Origin of the sequence: Mangrovimonas sp. YM274 (genome assembly GCF_030908385.1) — a bacterium.
Lineage (GTDB): Bacteria > Bacteroidota > Bacteroidia > Flavobacteriales > Flavobacteriaceae > Mangrovimonas_A.
Genome location: NZ_CP133091.1, coordinates 422,391 through 438,266 on the forward strand (window position 1 = coordinate 422,391; position 15,876 = coordinate 438,266).

A 15,876-nucleotide genomic window follows, 5' to 3' on the forward strand; every position below is an offset into this window, starting at 1 on the left:
TAATGCAACAAAGAAAGAAAACTAAAATAGTTGCCACTTTAGGCCCTGCAACCAGTACAAAGGAAGTGTTGAAAGGCATGATGGAGGAAGGTGTTAATGTATTCCGAATTAACTTCTCTCACGCAGATTATAAGGATGTTGAGGAACGTATCAACATGATTCGTGAGCTCAATGAAGAATTTGGTTTTACTACAGCCATATTGGCTGACCTTCAGGGACCAAAACTACGTGTTGGGGTAATGAAAGGAGAAGTGGTAGTGAATGAAGGGGATGAGATCATTTTTGCTACGGGAGAACGTTTTGAAGGTACTAAGGAGCGTGTTTACATGACCTATGAAAAGTTTCCTCAAGATGCTAAGCCAGGTGAACGTATTTTGTTGGATGACGGAAAATTGATCTTTGAAGTGGTGTCCACCGATGGGGAGTCTGAAGTAAAAGCAAGAGTAATCCAAGGAGGACCTTTAAAATCCAAAAAAGGTGTAAACCTTCCAAATACAAATATTTCACAACCCGCCCTTACAGAAAAGGATATTGAAGATGCAATTTTTGCCATTGGGCAAAAAGTTGATTGGATTGCATTATCGTTTGTGCGTCATGCGGAAGACTTAATGCAGCTTCAAGAACTAATCAAAGAGCATTGTGATGAAAAAATACCAATCGTAGCCAAGATTGAAAAGCCAGAAGCAGTTGAAAATATCGATAAGATTGTAGCTTACTGTGATGGGTTGATGGTAGCTCGTGGTGATTTGGGTGTGGAGGTTCCAGCCCAGGAAGTTCCATTAATTCAAAAGCAATTGGTATTGCGTGCCAAAAAGGCGCGAATTCCGGTAATTATTGCTACCCAAATGATGGAAACCATGATTTCCAGTTTAACGCCAACACGTGCGGAGGTAAATGACGTGGCTAACTCTGTAATGGATGGTGCCGATGCGGTGATGCTTTCTGGTGAAACATCTGTTGGGTCTTATCCTGTTCAGGTAATTCAAACAATGTCTAACATTATCCGTAGTGTGGAAGATTCTCACTTAATTCAAGTACCACAATCGCCACCTCACATCCGAACAAAGCGCTACATTACAAAGTCCATTTGTTATCATGCCGCAAATATGGCTAACGAAATCAATGCCAAAGCTATTTCTACTTTGACAAATAGTGGTTATACAGCATTCCAGATTTCGGCTTGGAGACCAAAATCACATATCTTGGTGTTTACTTCTAACAAACGTATTCTTACACAGCTTAGTTTACTTTGGGGTGTGAATGCATTCTATTATGACAGGTTTGTAAGTACCGATGAAACCATCGAGGATGTTAACGCCATTGCTTGTGAAAAGGGCTATTTAACAGAAGGCGATATGTTGGTGAGTTTGGCAGCTATGCCTATTCAAGAGAAAGGTATGGTAAATACATTAAGGGTGACCGAAATTACAAGTTGTAATATTAAATAATTAGAAGTCATCTAGTTTATATAGCGTTTCAATCCATCAAGGTTGAAACGCTTTTTTTTTCTTCAATAATTACTAAAAGTCAAATTTCAATTGTACACTTACAGTGCTTTCTTCGTCTTTGATTTTGTCTTTATCCTTGTGTTTTTCATTGTTTAAATTAGAAATGGAAATTCCCAATAGCCTCACGGAATTGTCAAGTTTTTCCTGGTACAAGAGGTCCTTTGCAGTTTCAAGAATGATGCTTTTATCACTTATGAAATAGGGCAAGGTTTTGCTTCTGGTTTGTAGGGTGAAATCGGAGTATTTTATTTTTAAAGTCACTGTTTTTCCAGCCACTTTGCTTTTGGTCAATCGTTTGGAAACTTCCGCTGCAATATGCTCAAGTTTTTCAAGCATGAATATTTCCGAGGATAGATTTTCACTGAATGTGCGTTCTGCAGCCAAGGATTTTCTAATGCGGTTGGGCTTGACTTCACTTGTGTGGATTCCCCTGACGACATAATAATAGTAGCGCCCCGATTTTCCAAAGTGATCATCCAAATACTCCATAGATTTGGATTTCAAATCCTTTCCTGTAAAAATCCCCAATTGGTACATTTTTTCGGCTGTCACTTTCCCCACACCGTAAAACTTTCTAATATCCAAGGCTTCAATAAAATCCAAGACCTCTTCTGGTCCAACCGTTTTTTGTCCGTTCGGCTTGTTGTAGTCGCTGGCAACTTTGGCAATAAATTTATTGATGGAAATCCCTGCAGAAGCTGTTAAGCCTATCTCATCAAAAATTCGTTGTCTGATTTCCTTAGCAATCATGGAAGCACTGTAAAGTCCCTTTTTGTTGGTGGTAACATCCAAATAGGCTTCGTCAAGGGATAGGGGTTCTACCAAATCGGTGTAATCATAAAAAATCTTCCTGATTCTTTTGGAGATTTCTGTGTAGCGTTCAAAATTAGGGCGGACAAAAATTAGTTCCGGACATAGGCGTTTGGCCTGTATGCCGCTCATGGCACTTCTCACACCAAATTTACGGGCTTCATAACTAGCGGCACTTACTACGCCTCGTTTACTGCTGCCGCCAACCGCAATGGCTTTACCTTTAAGTTCTGGATTATCCATTTGCTCTACAGATGCATAAAATGCATCCATGTCTACATGAATAATCTTTCTTATTGGTAAATCGCTTTGCATGATGTAAATTTAGGCATTAAATGCCTTTAAAAGGATGGTTTTTAATAGGTGTTAATAAAGGTTTATGATAGAAATTGAACGCAAATTTTTGGTGACTTCCCAAGCATTTAAGGTTGAAGCAACGGGTAGCAAACAGATTGTACAAGGGTTTTTGAATACGCATAAAGAACGGACGGTTAGAGTGAGGTTAACCGGAGATGAAGGGACCTTGACCGTAAAGGGTAAGAGTTCTGAGGATGGTTTGACTAGGTTTGAATGGGAAACTAAGATCAGTAAAAATGAAGCAGAAGCTTTGTTGGAGCTTTGTGAGCCTGGAGTTATTAATAAAACGCGTTATGAAGTTTCGATGGGGAAACATCTATTTGAGGTTGATGAATTTCATGGTGATAACGAGGGTCTTGTTGTTGCTGAAATTGAATTGAATACGGTTGATGAAGATTTTTTAAAGCCGTCATGGTTGGGGAGAGAGGTTACGGGAAAAGTGGAATACTACAATTCCTATTTAAGTAAATCTCCTTATAAAACTTGGAAGTAGAGTGGTGTAAAATTGTTTAAAATGAGAAAAATAGTAGTATTGTTGTTCGTTTTTGGGATGGTGTTTGCTTGTAAAGACAATTCCCAAGTTACAGAGGACTCCAAAATGCAACCATCGGTGAAAACTGTTGTGGATTCTAAAAAGGAAGAAGAGGTTCCTGTAGAGACAAAGCTATCGGTGAAAGCGCTCAATGATTCCTTAATTTCAAAAGGTTTTCAAACGTTCCAATATGTCGATGCCAAGACTAAAGACACAATGTTGATGCAACAGTATTTTATGGCATTTTTAAAGAAGGGGCCTATAAGAAATCAAAACGAGGAGGAAGCTGCTTTATTACAAGAGAAACATCTTGAGCATTTGGGGAAAATGTATGAGTTAGGTTATGCCGATATTTCTGGGCCTTTTGGTGATGAGGGAGATATTAGTGGTGTTACTATTTACAACGTGCCTACTTTGGAGATGGCCGATAGTTTAGCAAATGCAGATCCTATGGTTAAAGCGGGACGTTTAGAAATTGAAATTCATCCATGGTGGGCGGCCAAAGGGTTTAAACTTAGATAATAAAAAAAGCCACTTCAAAAAGTGGCTTTTTTTATTATGTTGACGAGGAGCTTATTGAGCACTGCTTTCTGAAGTTTCTGAGAATGCTTCTACAGTTTTCATTTCACTCACTTTGTACATTTTTCCTGTTTCAGTAACGGTTTCTTCCAAAGTAGTTGGTGTTACCTTTGCTTCATCATATTCTACCATTGCCAATTTTCTGTCAAAATCAACCGTAGCAGATTTCACACCCTCCATTTTAGAAATATTCTTTTCAATGGTTTTGGCACATCCAATGGCACAAGTCATTCCTTCAATGCTGAATTCGGCTTTGGCATAGGTCGCATTCGGGTCCAACTGCTTTGCTGCCTCTGAATGCGATTCAATCGCAACGGTCTTAACTTCGGGAGCAGAGTTGTCTTTGCAAGCCACATTACTCAATGTTAATGCGCCAATAGCCAAAATAGTAAAGATAGATTTCATAATTTTTCGTTTGTGTCTCATTGAAGAGACAATATGTTAATGCAAGACAAATCTAATAATTATTGATGTTCTCTCCAGATTAATTAACGAATTTTGTGATTTTGAAATAGTTTGAATGGATAGAATTAACATAAAATGGATATACCTCATTGTTTTGTCGCTTATTTGGGGAAGTTCTTTTATACTCATAAAGAAAGCTTTGTTGGGGTTGACACCTTGGCAATTGGGGGCTTTAAGAACCTTTATTACAGGGTTGTTTCTTTTTAGTGTTGGATTGAAACATTTAAAACAGGTGAAAGCTAGGCAGTGGTTGTGGATTGGTATCTCTGGATTTTTGGGGTCATTTTTTCCAGCGTTTTTATTTGCCATAGCGGAAACGGAAATAGATAGTGCCGTAACTTCTGTTTTGAATTCATTGGTGCCTTTAAACACTTTATTAATGGGTATGGCAGTGTTTAAAATAGGCTCTACCAGGCGTCAATTGTTTGGAGTGATAATTGGCTTTATTGGCACTTGTTTGCTTATTTTAAAAGGAGCGGAACTCAATCCAGAACAAAATTATTTGTATGCTGGTTTTATATTGCTGGCTACCGTGATGTATGCCTGCAATGTCAATATTATAAAAAGATATTTACAGGATGTAAAGCCCTTGGCGGTTGCTACTGGAAATTATGTAGTGATTATTGTGCCGGCACTTCTTGTGCTAGTGGGATCGGGTTTTTTTGAGGAAACTACCTTGAGTAATCCAAACTTTAAAATGTCCTTGGTATATGTTACAGTTTTAGCCTTTTTTGGGACTGCTTTGGCAAAGGTGCTTTATACGACTTTGGTTCAGATTTCTACTCCGGTGTTTGCCTCATCTGTTACCTATTTGATGCCCGTTGTGGCTTTAATGTGGGGCGTGTTGGATGGAGAGTCTTTTAGTGCTGTCCAGGGCATTGCCACTGTTGTCATTTTATTTGGAGTCTATCTGTCGCATCGACGCAAACGATAGGGGTAATAAAAAAGGGCAAAACATATGTTTTGCCCTTTTTTATTGATTTAAAACTTAATTTCTTATTTGAAATCGGCATCGCTAACACCTTCGTTTACTTTAATTTCTTTTACTGTGAAATCGAAACGACGTGGTCCGAATGTTTGACCGATAGTAAACGGAAACTTAACTCCAGCTACTTCTTGGTAGTTGCTGTAGAAGGTAGATTGTACTCCCATAGGAGTAGTTTTTTCTTCTTTAATTTTCAATCCAGTTTCTACGCTATAGAATATAGCAGTTTCTTCATCTACTTTAATCTTATAAGCTTTTTCGTCCTCAACCATTTCTATTTTCTCTAAAGTAACACCGCCATTTAGGTAGTTTACTTCTGGAAATGGAGAAGACTCTACTTGCACTGCTTTAACCTGCTCATCGTTCATGTCAATTTTTTGACCTTGGGCCATAGAATAACCAGAATTGCCATCCAAAACTTGCTTTTGGGTTTGTCCCATCATTGATATTTCTTGAAGGAATTGGTTTTTAACTGTTTTTTTCATTTCAAGGTTCATCATCATTCCTGGCTGCAATTCAGCTTCGGCAGACATGTAAACAGAATTTACTTCATCCAATTTAGCTCTACCTCCAATGGCGTCTATGTACGCATTTAATACCTTGTTTACATTCATGTCTGCAGGCATTGCTATTTCATAAACAGGCTTTTCTGTTGGCTTGGCATACGTGTCGTAGTACTTAATTGGGTATCCTACTTTTTCTAAATTAGGCAATACTTCACTTCCTTTTCCAACTACGATTACACGAGCATTGTCTGTAGCAAAATGTTTGTTGGCAGCATTGGTGATATCCTGAACAGTGACGTTGTTTATGCGCTCCAAGTAGGTTTCGTAATAATCTTCTGGCAAATCATTTAATTTAATGTTAAGCGCATACTCGGCTACCGTAGAAGGATCTTCTAAGTTCATTACAAAAGACCCGATGTATTTTGCTTTGGCATTTTTTAAAGCTTCAGCATCAACTGGTTCTGTTTTGATTCGGTTGATCTCTTTTAAAGCTTCAACGATGGAACTATCTGTAACTGTATTTCTAACTTTAGCAGAAGCGTTAAAACGAGATGTTTTGTAACGACTAGATCCAATGCTAGAGTAGGCGCCGTAAGTATATCCATGGGCTTCACGAAGGTTCATGAACAAATATCCTTCACCACCTCCACCAAGGATGTAGTTAGCCAATTTGGTGGCTAAATAATCGTCATCTTTCATTTCCAAATCAACATTGTTGGTTACAGAAATGTTAGATTGTACAGCATTTGGCATATCGATGAAATCAATTTCCGTAGTAGCTACATTGGCTTTTGGAGCAGGTACGGCAGTCGTGATTTCCTGGCCTTTTTCCCATTTTCCAAAATACTTCTTGATTTGCTTTTTAACATCCTTATATTTTACGTCTCCAACTACTACTATGTAGGCATTGTTAGGAGTAAAATATTTGTTGTAGAATGCTTTAACATCTTCTAGGGTTACATTGTTTAAAGTTTCCTCGGTCATGAATTCTCCATAGGCATTATCTAGACCGTATGATAAAGCTCCACTAACACGACCAGCAATAGCGTCAACACTTTTTTCGTTAGATTTCAAGCCTTCCAAAGCTTTTGTTTTCTCTTTTTCGAACTCCTCTTGAGTTAAAAGAGGGTTGATAGCTGCATCGGCCATCAATTCCAAAATTCTTTCAGAATATTGAGATAAAGAACTACCATAGGCACTTTGAGAACCAAATCCTAAACGAGCTCCCAAGAAGTCTATTTCTTCGTTAAAAGCATCTTTAGAAATAGAGGTTGTTCCGTTTCCTAACATGGCACCTAAAAGACTAGATACACCAGCTTTGTCTCCTTCAATAATTGGTTTGTTGTCAATTTGAAGTGAATAGGATACTCTTGGTAATTTGTGGTTTTCAACTACAAGTACCTTGATGCCATTCTTAAGTTCAAATTCATTCGGTTTTTCAAGGGTGATTTTGGGAGCAGGTCCCGCTTCTGGTTGTTTTGATCTGTCAATTTGCGCAGTGGCGCCCAAAGACATTAAAAACAAGACTAATAAAGTTGATATTTTTGCTTTCATTTGGAAATTTATGTTTTAGTTGTTGCTTTTTTCTTCTGGTAAGTACTCCAATAACAAACGTTGGTTAGGGTTTAAGTACTTTTTAGCAACGGCTTGAATGTCTTCTCTAGTAATCGATCTGTAGATGTCAATCTCGTTATTGATAAGGTTGGTGTCTCCATAAAGCATATAGTATCTCGCAAGAGAGTTGGCAATCCCTTCAACACTTGAGTTAGAATTTACAAACTGGTTTTCAAATTGGTTAAGAAGCTTTTGGTGGTCACGCTCAGAAATCAAATTGTTTTGAAGATCAACAATTTCCTCGTCGATTTCTTTAACAATAGCATCTAAGCTTGTATCTCCCATTGGCAATCCAAATAGGATGTACGACCCGTAGTCTTCTTGAGAGAAATTCATAGCACCTACTTGTAGCGCCATTTTTTTCTCATCTACGATTTTTTTGTAAAGCTTGGACGATTTTCCACCACTTAAATAAGTTGAAATCATATCCAATACATAAGCATCTTTTTCTTTGAAACCTGGCGTTCTGTACGCAGCCATAATAGCTGGGATTTGAATGTTTGGATCGTAAGCTTTGGCGTGGATTGTTTCGGTAATTGGATCTTCTTTAGGGAAGTTTCTAACGATGTCCTTTCCTCTAGGGATTGGTCCAAAGTAGTTTTGGATCATCTTTTTAACATCAGCCTTGTTGAAATCTCCGGCAACTACCAATACAGCGTTATTAGGTACGTAGAACTTATCGTTGAATTCTTGGAACTCTTCTAGAGTGGCAGCATCTAAATGCTCCATTTTCCCAATGGTAGTCCAACGATATGGGTGTTTTTTGAACAGGTTTAATTTTACATTCTCCAAAAACTTACCGTAAGGACTGTTATCAACGCGCATGCGTTTTTCTTCCTTAACAACTTCGTTTTGGGTGTCAACTCCAACTTGGTTGATCACTGGGTGCAATAAACGCTCAGATTCCAACCATAAACCAAGCTCTACTTGGTTAGAAGGGAACACTTCGTAGTAATATGTACGGTCATCAGTCGTGTTGGCATTGTTTTTTCCACCGTTGGAAGAAACAATTTTAAAAAACTCTCCTCTTTCGATGTTTTCGGTTCCTTCAAATAATAGGTGTTCAAAAAAGTGGGCAAAACCGGTGCGGTCTGGTTTTTCGTCTTTAGCTCCAACATGGTACATAACAGAGGTAGTTACTACTGGAGCAGAGTTATCTTGATGTAGAATGACGTGCATCCCGTTATCTAAGTCATACTCTTCAAATTCAACTTTTTGCGCCATGGTTAAGTTACCAATTAGCAACAAAGAAGCTAAAGAAAATAAGCCTTTTTTCATTGTGCGTTTTTTAGTTTTAAATTATCTATTGTATTGTAAGTCTAACAGGGGTTCAAAATGTTACACTTCTTGCAAAAATAGGAATCAAAGTTGGCTTTCTACAACTATAATGCAAAAACTATTATAAAAATTATATTAATACATAATTTTTCACGAAATTTAAAGATAGTTGATTTTTAATGCTTTAGATTATGAAGACACCTTTTTCCGTTTCTGTAAAATTTGGGCTGATTATTGCGGTGGGCCTAACAGCATATTTTTTATTGGTAAGGCTCATTGGTCTGCACGAAAATCCTTGGTTACGATTATTCAATGGTATCATAATGGCAGCAGGAATTTATTATGCCATTAAAAATTACAAAGCAGGCTCTGGTTCTGGCTTTAGCTATATCGACGGATTTAAAACTGGCTTGGTTTCGGGGGTAATAGGTACCCTGATCTTTACGGGATTCATGGCTGTTTATATGTATCACATAGACCCTGCCTTTACTAAATTGTTGTTGGGGGAATGGTTTGGTAATTATGGCGCAGGTCCCGGTATATTAGTGTTTATCATACTTATAGAGGGGCTTACATCCGCTATTGTCCTCACCCTGTCGTTCATGCAAATCTTCAAAAAAAGCTATAATATGCCTCAAAACGTATAAAACGTTTGTAGATTAATTATTTAGCGCTATATTTGCACTCATTTTTTAATAAACAAATTTAATTTAAACGTAACGCTATGTACGCAATTGTAGAGATAGCAGGGCAACAATTTAAAGTTGAAAAAGACCAAAAAGTGTTTGTTCACCGTTTAGCAACTGATGAAGGAGAAGCAGTATCTTTTGATAATGTACTTCTTATTGGTGACGGAAAGAACATTACTGTAGGCGCCCCAGCTATAGCCGGAGCTCAAGTAGGAGCAAAAGTTTTGAAGCACCTTAAAGGTGACAAAGTAATCGTTTTTAAGAAAAAACGTAGAAAAGGTTACCGTGTTAAAAACGGTCACAGACAAGCTCTAACCGAGATTGTTATTGAAAACATCGTTGCTTCTGGTGCTAAGCCAGCTGCAAAAGCTGAGAAAAAGGCTGCTGCCCCTAAGAAAGCTGAAGCTTCAGAGGATTTAAGCGCTTTAACTGTTGCTGAATTAAGAGAAATGGCGAAAGCAAAAGATATTTCAGGATATTCTACAATGAAGAAAGCTGAATTAATCGCTGCTTTAAGTTAATAACAAAATAAAATCGAAATAAAATGGCACATAAAAAAGGAGTCGGAAGTTCGAAAAACGGTAGAGAATCAGAATCGAAACGCTTAGGTGTTAAGATTTTTGGTGGTCAAGCAGCTGTAGCTGGTAACATTATCGTTAGACAAAGAGGTACTGCACATAATCCAGGTGAGAATGTGTATGCTGGAAAAGACCACACTTTACATGCTAAAGTAGATGGTATCGTAAAATTTGAGAAGAAAAAAGGTGGAAAATCTTTTGTTTCTATTGAGCCTTTCGAAGCTTAAGAAACAGTCTCATATAGTCTATAAAAATCCCTATCTGTTTACAGGTAGGGATTTTTTTTGCTGTTATTTAATGTTTGCATGAACATTAGGTAACATCTACGGGTTTACTTTGGAGGTTTTACTATCAAGCCAATGAAATTAGCCAAAGTTACTGCCCTAATTATTATTCTTTTCTATTTCTTAAATGAAGCGGTCTACGCACAAGAAATGGTGCTTCAGAACCATAATATTGATGCCGTCTTCCAAAATTTTAAATCAGAACTTCGCAAAGCTTCAGCCCTTCACAATGAGGAGGGAATCACAAGAGGACATATAAAGATGGCCGACTTTTATGGAAGTCTACGTATTACAAACGAAGCTTTGAAACATTACCAAGAGGCTTTACATTTTCAAACAAAACAAGATACATCGACCATTTATGCCAGCAATAAAATTGCAGAACTTTATTTGTCATTAAAAAAGTATGAAGCAGCTAAAAAATATTTGAATGAAAGTTTAAAACTTTCAGATGCTCTTAAGTTTGATAAGGGGAAAGCTACGGCTTTGGGCCTTATGGGAAGTGTTGCTGAAAAGGAATCCAAATACGAAACCGCCCTAGAGTGTCAAGAGAGTAGCCTAAAGTTGTTTGAAAGTTTGAAGGATAGTACAGGCCTTGCGGTTACTTATGAAAACATTGGAAGCATCTATGAGGATTTAGAGGATTATGATAAGGCGTACCGGTATTTTGCAGGGGCTAGAGCTTTTTCTATTCATAGCCCAATGCATGTGCGGTTGAACATTATCAATAACATGGGAGATGTTAAGCGTAAGAATGGAGAGTTTGAAAAGGGCTTGACCTATACAAAATTGGCGCTTGAAGAGGCGAAAATTGCAGGGAATACCCATCAACAGGAAAGCGCTTTAAAGGATCTGGCCAAAGTCTATTCGGCTTTGGGCGATTTTCAGTTGGCCTATCAGTTTATGGAGGAGCATGCCCATTTGAATGAGCAGGAAATAGAGCGAAAAAATGGGGAGCAAGTTGGGGCCCTTCAGGTGTTATATGAAGTTAAGGAGAAAGAAGCGCAACTAGCATTGCTACATCAGCAAAATGAAATACAGAGTATTCGGCAAAGAATTTTGGCTTTCGCCAGTGTTTTGGCACTTTTGACACTTTCGGGGTGGTTTATCTATTTCAAAAAGAAGAAGCAGCAAGAAGCTAAAATAGGTGCTTATAAGCAGCAAATATTACAGGCGGATTTGGATCGGAAAACGGCCGAGGAAGCTGCGTTGCAGAGGGAAATAGAATTCAAGCTAACAGCATTGACCAATTACAGTTTGCACTTGGCCAATAAAAACAAAATGTTGGAAAACATTTCAAGGACCTTGTCTAATTTGAAAGGAAGAAACCAAGCAATGGTGGTTTCTAAATTAAATGACTTGGTAAAGGAAATTGATTTGGATTTGTCCAAAGAAAATGAGTGGACAGAGTTTACAGGATATTTTGAGCAAATCCATCCTCAATTTTTTAAAAATTTAAATGCCGCCGCGGATGAAGCTCTTTCTCCTTCAGAATTGCGCTTGGCAATGCTGTTGCGACTCAATTTGTCTTCTAAAGAAATTGCGTCCATTCTAAGGATTACTCCTGATAGTGTGAGAATAGCAAGATATAGAATGCGCAAAAAATTACCCTTGGATTCTAAGCAAGACCTGCAGGCTTTTTTATGGGAGCTTTAGGAAGTTTTCCATTTTCTTTCTTCAATGTTACCCCAATGTTAATGTTGCCTTGTTATATAGCCTTAAATCAGTCATTTGTTACATTTTGTTAACTCTAACTTCAGCTCGAACCGGAGTTGACAATATAGTTTTGCTGTCAACTAATCTATATAACAAATGAAAATGAAACTACTCAAAAATTTATTTATTTGGTGTCTTTTAGCATTTAGTTCTAATGCAGTTTTGGCCCAAAATGGTATTATCCGCGGGGTCATTACAGATGACAATGGATTGAGCGTCCCAGGAGCCACCGTGGCAATTGACAGTTTAAAAAAGGGAGCCGTTTCCGATTTTGATGGAGCCTATACTCTTTTGGAAGTTCCTGAAGGAACGTATACAGTTACGGTTAAGTATTTAGGATATTCCGATATCAGTAAAGAGGCAACTGTAGTTCCTGGAGGAACTGTAATCCTTGATTTCACCTTAACTTCTAAAAATACCGAATTGGATGAGGTATTGGTAACCGGGTACGGTTTAAGTGGTCAAGCAAGAGCTTTGAATACGCAAAAGAACAAAACCAACATTACCAATATAGTCTCTACCGACCAGATTGGGAAATTTCCAGATGCCAATATCGGGGATGCTGTAAAGCGTATTCCTGGTATCACGATGCAGGTAGACCAAGGAGAAGCGCGTAATATTATTGTAAGAGGTTTGTCGCCGCAATTGAACTCTGTAACCTTAAACGGAAGTAGGATTCCTTCGGCCGAAGGTGACAACAGAAATGTTCAAATGGACTTGATTCCTTCAGATATGATCCAAACCATTGAGGTGAACAAAGCGGTCACTCCTGATATGGATGGTGATGCTTTGGGTGGATCTGTGAACTTGATTACAAGATCCTCGCCACAAGGATTCAGATTGTCAGCTACCGCTGGGTCTGGTATCAACTTCATTACCGATAAAAGAATTCTTAACGGATCCTTTTTGGTTGGAGACCGTTCCAAGAATGACCGATTTGGTTGGATGGTAGCAGCCTCTGTCAATGACAATGATTTTGGAAGTGATAACGTAGAAGCAGAATGGGAAGATGAATTTGAATTCAACAATGGTGATGAGGATAACTTGGAAGAAGTTGATGTAAATCCTTATGCCAGTGTATTTGAAATTAGAGAGTACTTGGTGCAACGTGTACGAAGAAGTTTCTCCGCCAATTTCGATTATAAGTTAGATCAAAACAATACCCTTTATTTCAAGTCTATTTATAACTGGAGAGATGATCGTGAAAACAGATTCCGTTTGGAAAATGAGATTTTGGATGGGGAAGATATTGAATTAGGTGATTTTACCCTAGATAGCAATGGCAACTTAACAAGTTTCCCTGTTGAGGCAAAACGTCAAACTAAAGGAGGTATTTCTGGTGGACGTAACCAAAATGCACGTTTAGAAGACCAACGCATGCAAAATTATAGCTTAAGCGGGGATCATTTGTTGAGCAACTGGAAGATTGACTGGTTGGCATCGTATTCCAAAGCTTCTGAGGAGCGTTTAAACGAGCGATATATGACTTACGAAAGTGAGTATGCTGTGACATTTAATGGAAATGAGGATAAGCCATTATTTTCTCCAGTAGATGCTGGTGATGCTGATTTTACACTTTTCGAATTTGATGAATTATCAGAGGAAAATCAATACACAGAAGAGCAGGATATTAACTTCTTTGTAAATGCTCAAGTACCGTTAAGCTTTATCAAAGAACAGGAGGGATTCTTGAAGTTTGGTGGAAAAACCAGGTTGAAAAATAAAAATAGAGATAACGATTTTACAGAGTTCAGCCCAGAAGGAAGTGATTATGATTTCTTAGGTGACGTACCAACTAGAAACTATTCAGATTCAGATTTCTTGGCAGGAGGCCAATACCAAGTAGGATCGTTTGTAAACCCAAGCTTTTTGGGAAGTTTAAACTTGTACGATACCAACCTATTTGAAGGAGAAGATTTACCAGATGAATACCTAACTGCTAACTTCGACGTCAATGAAAACGTGTATGCGGGGTATGCCATGATGAGCCAAAATTTTTCTAGTAAATTCAGTGTATTGTTTGGAGCTAGAATTGAGCACACGGCTATTGAAAGTGAAGGGAATGAAATCATTTTTGATGAAGAAGGTGATTTTGCAGGAACCAATGTTCTTAAAGACAAAAACAACTACACCAATATTTTGCCAAGTGTACATGTAAAGTACGGATTGGGAGAGAATACGGTGTTGAGAGCTGCTTGGACCAACACTTTGGCGCGTCCTAACTATGTAGACTTAGTGCCTTATATGGAAGTGAACAACGAAGATGAGGAAATCTTCTTTGGAAATTCAGAATTGGATCCAACCACGTCTATGAACTTCGATGTAATGGCAGAGCACTATTTTAAATCTGTGGGAATTATCTCTGGAGGTGTATTCTATAAAGACATCGATAAATTTGTGTATACAAGACAAACTGAGGATGACAATGGATATGAAATCTACCAGCCTTTAAATGGCGATGGTGCAAGCGTGTTCGGTGCTGAGGTATCGTTGCAACGTCGTTTGGATTTCTTACCAGGCTTTGCTAAAAACTTCAACATCTATTTAAACTATACCTATTTAAAATCGGATGCTGATGGTATTTTCAACGAAGATGGTGAAGAGCGTACAGATTTAGATTTGCCTAACACGGCTCCTAACATGTTCAACGGATCTTTGGGATATAACGGAAAGTATTTCAGCGTACGTTTGTCTGCTAACTACTCCGATTCTTATATCGATGAAATCGGTGGACGTCCATTCGAAGACCGTTACTATGATGAGCAATTGTTCGTAGACTTCAATGCAACAGCTGCTATTACCAAAAACTTGAGTTTGTATGTTGATTTGAATAACATCACCAACCAACCATTACGCTACTTCCAAGGTTCTAAAGGAAGAACGATGCAGATGGAATACTATGAAAAGCGTTTAACTTTTGGATTGAAATACGATTTGTTTAAGAAATAAGGAATGAAGAATATATTAAGTTTAGTTTGTGCCCTAGCATTGATGGGATGTAAGGAGTCTTTACCCGTGATCACTCCAACTTTAGTAACGGAAAAAACACCGCATGATAGTGATGATCCGGCTATTTGGATCAATCCAAACGATCCTGCAAAGAGTATCATATTTGGAACCGATAAAGATGAAACCAATGGCGGTGTGTATGCTTTTGATTTGGACGGAAAAATCATTCCAGAAAAAAGCATTGTGGGTGTGAGTTATCCTAACAATGTGGATGTGGAATATGGTTTTCAATTGAATGATTCAACAGCTACCGATATCCTTGTGTTTACAGAAAGGGAGAAGCACCAAGTGCGTGTGTTTTCTGTGCCAGATATGACCGAGTTGGACAATGGTGGTTTTAAGGTGTTTGAAGATGAAACCAATGTTGAAATGAAGCGCCCTATGGGAGTATCTGTTTACAAGAATCCAGAAACAGCAGAGATATCATTTATCGTGAGCCGAAAAGAAGGGCCAAAACAGGGGTATTTGCATCAGTATGCTTTGGCATCTGATTCTTTGGGAGTTTCGGCGACTTTATCGAGAAAGTTCGGGACGTTTAGTGGTCAAAAGGAAATCGAAGCCATTGCGGTAGACGATGCCTTGGGCTATGTATACTATTCCGATGAAGGTGTTGGGATTAGAAAATACCATGCTAACCCATCAAAAGGAGATGAAGAAATAGCCCTTTTTGGTGGTGAACATTTCAAGGAAGATATCGAAGGAATTGCCATTGCTACTTATGATAATGGAGAAGGCTTCTTGATTGTGTCTAACCAACAGGACCACAGCTTCAATGTTTTCAAACGCGGCGATAACACTTACGTGAAAACGATCAATTTAGGAACTAAGGAAACCGACGGTTGCGATGTTATTACAGTAGCATTGGGGCCAAAATATCCAAAAGGTTTATTTGTATCAATGAATGATGAACAGGATTTCTTTTATCATGAACTTGGTACACTTATGTTAGCTGAATAAAATCAGCAG

At 38.2% G+C, this 15,876-nt stretch carries 14 protein-coding genes; 10 read left to right on the top strand and 4 right to left on the bottom strand.

Annotation, left to right across the window (positions count from 1 at the left end):
- Positions 1 to 2: 2 nt before the first annotated feature.
- Positions 3 to 1,448, top strand: a complete 1,446-nt coding sequence (pyk, locus tag RBH95_RS01890) for a pyruvate kinase (protein ID WP_307901044.1) — start codon at positions 3 to 5, stop codon at positions 1,446 to 1,448.
- Positions 1,449 to 1,520: 72 nt separating this feature from the next.
- On the opposite strand, the gene dinB is transcribed toward pyk, so the two are convergent.
- Complete coding sequence (gene dinB / locus RBH95_RS01895; protein WP_307901045.1) at positions 1,521 to 2,633, bottom strand: DNA polymerase IV; 1,113 nt, start codon at positions 2,631 to 2,633, stop codon at positions 1,521 to 1,523.
- Positions 2,634 to 2,697: 64 nt separating this feature from the next.
- Here dinB and RBH95_RS01900 point away from each other — a divergent pair, with 64 nt between their 5' ends.
- A complete protein-coding gene (locus RBH95_RS01900) occupies positions 2,698 to 3,168 on the top strand; it encodes a CYTH domain-containing protein (protein WP_307901046.1) in 471 nt (156 codons plus the stop codon).
- A 21-nt stretch (positions 3,169 to 3,189) separates the two neighbouring features.
- Entirely contained in the window at positions 3,190 to 3,729 is a 540-nt protein-coding gene (locus tag RBH95_RS01905; protein ID WP_307901047.1) for a YciI family protein, read from the top strand.
- Between the two features lie 51 nt (positions 3,730 to 3,780).
- Here the strand turns inward: RBH95_RS01905 and RBH95_RS01910 are convergent, their stop codons facing one another.
- Positions 3,781 to 4,191, bottom strand: coding sequence for a heavy-metal-associated domain-containing protein (locus RBH95_RS01910; RefSeq protein WP_307901048.1), 411 nt, complete (start codon positions 4,189 to 4,191; stop codon positions 3,781 to 3,783).
- A 115-nt stretch (positions 4,192 to 4,306) separates the two neighbouring features.
- Here RBH95_RS01910 and RBH95_RS01915 point away from each other — a divergent pair, with 115 nt between their 5' ends.
- Positions 4,307 to 5,185 carry a DMT family transporter gene (locus tag RBH95_RS01915; protein ID WP_307901049.1) on the top strand — a complete coding sequence of 293 codons (879 nt, stop codon included), beginning with the start codon at positions 4,307 to 4,309 and terminating at the stop codon, positions 5,183 to 5,185.
- A 62-nt stretch (positions 5,186 to 5,247) separates the two neighbouring features.
- Here the strand turns inward: RBH95_RS01915 and RBH95_RS01920 are convergent, their stop codons facing one another.
- Together RBH95_RS01920 and RBH95_RS01925 are read right to left on the bottom strand one after the other, a co-directional pair.
- On the bottom strand, positions 5,248 to 7,296 hold the full coding sequence (locus RBH95_RS01920; RefSeq protein ID WP_307901050.1) for a pitrilysin family protein: 2,049 nt from the start codon (positions 7,294 to 7,296) through the stop codon (positions 5,248 to 5,250).
- A 15-nt stretch (positions 7,297 to 7,311) separates the two neighbouring features.
- The gene (locus RBH95_RS01925) at positions 7,312 to 8,634 is read right to left on the bottom strand and encodes a pitrilysin family protein (protein WP_307901051.1); all 1,323 of its coding nucleotides are present in this window, start codon (positions 8,632 to 8,634) and stop codon (positions 7,312 to 7,314) included.
- A gap of 191 nt (positions 8,635 to 8,825) precedes the next feature.
- On the opposite strand from RBH95_RS01925, the gene RBH95_RS01930 reads away from it, so the two are divergent.
- The 6 genes from RBH95_RS01930 to RBH95_RS01955 all read left to right on the top strand — a co-directional run bounded on the left by RBH95_RS01930 (position 8,826) and on the right by RBH95_RS01955 (position 15,867).
- Positions 8,826 to 9,281 (top strand): DUF4199 domain-containing protein, encoded by a 456-nt coding sequence (locus RBH95_RS01930; protein ID WP_307901052.1) that lies wholly within the window; start codon positions 8,826 to 8,828, stop codon positions 9,279 to 9,281.
- 77 nt (positions 9,282 to 9,358) lie between these two features.
- The gene (gene rplU, locus RBH95_RS01935) at positions 9,359 to 9,844 is read left to right on the top strand and encodes a 50S ribosomal protein L21 (protein WP_307901053.1); all 486 of its coding nucleotides are present in this window, start codon (positions 9,359 to 9,361) and stop codon (positions 9,842 to 9,844) included.
- Positions 9,845 to 9,867: 23 nt separating this feature from the next.
- Entirely contained in the window at positions 9,868 to 10,128 is a 261-nt protein-coding gene (gene rpmA, locus RBH95_RS01940; protein WP_307901054.1) for a 50S ribosomal protein L27, read from the top strand.
- 132 nt (positions 10,129 to 10,260) lie between these two features.
- Positions 10,261 to 11,841, top strand: a complete 1,581-nt coding sequence (locus RBH95_RS01945) for a tetratricopeptide repeat protein (protein ID WP_307901055.1) — start codon at positions 10,261 to 10,263, stop codon at positions 11,839 to 11,841.
- Positions 11,842 to 12,003: 162 nt separating this feature from the next.
- Positions 12,004 to 14,850 carry a TonB-dependent receptor gene (locus tag RBH95_RS01950; RefSeq protein WP_374047805.1) on the top strand — a complete coding sequence of 949 codons (2,847 nt, stop codon included), beginning with the start codon at positions 12,004 to 12,006 and terminating at the stop codon, positions 14,848 to 14,850.
- 3 nt (positions 14,851 to 14,853) lie between these two features.
- On the top strand, positions 14,854 to 15,867 hold the full coding sequence (locus tag RBH95_RS01955) for a phytase (RefSeq protein ID WP_307901057.1): 1,014 nt from the start codon (positions 14,854 to 14,856) through the stop codon (positions 15,865 to 15,867).
- The last annotated feature ends 9 nt before the right edge of the window (positions 15,868 to 15,876 follow it).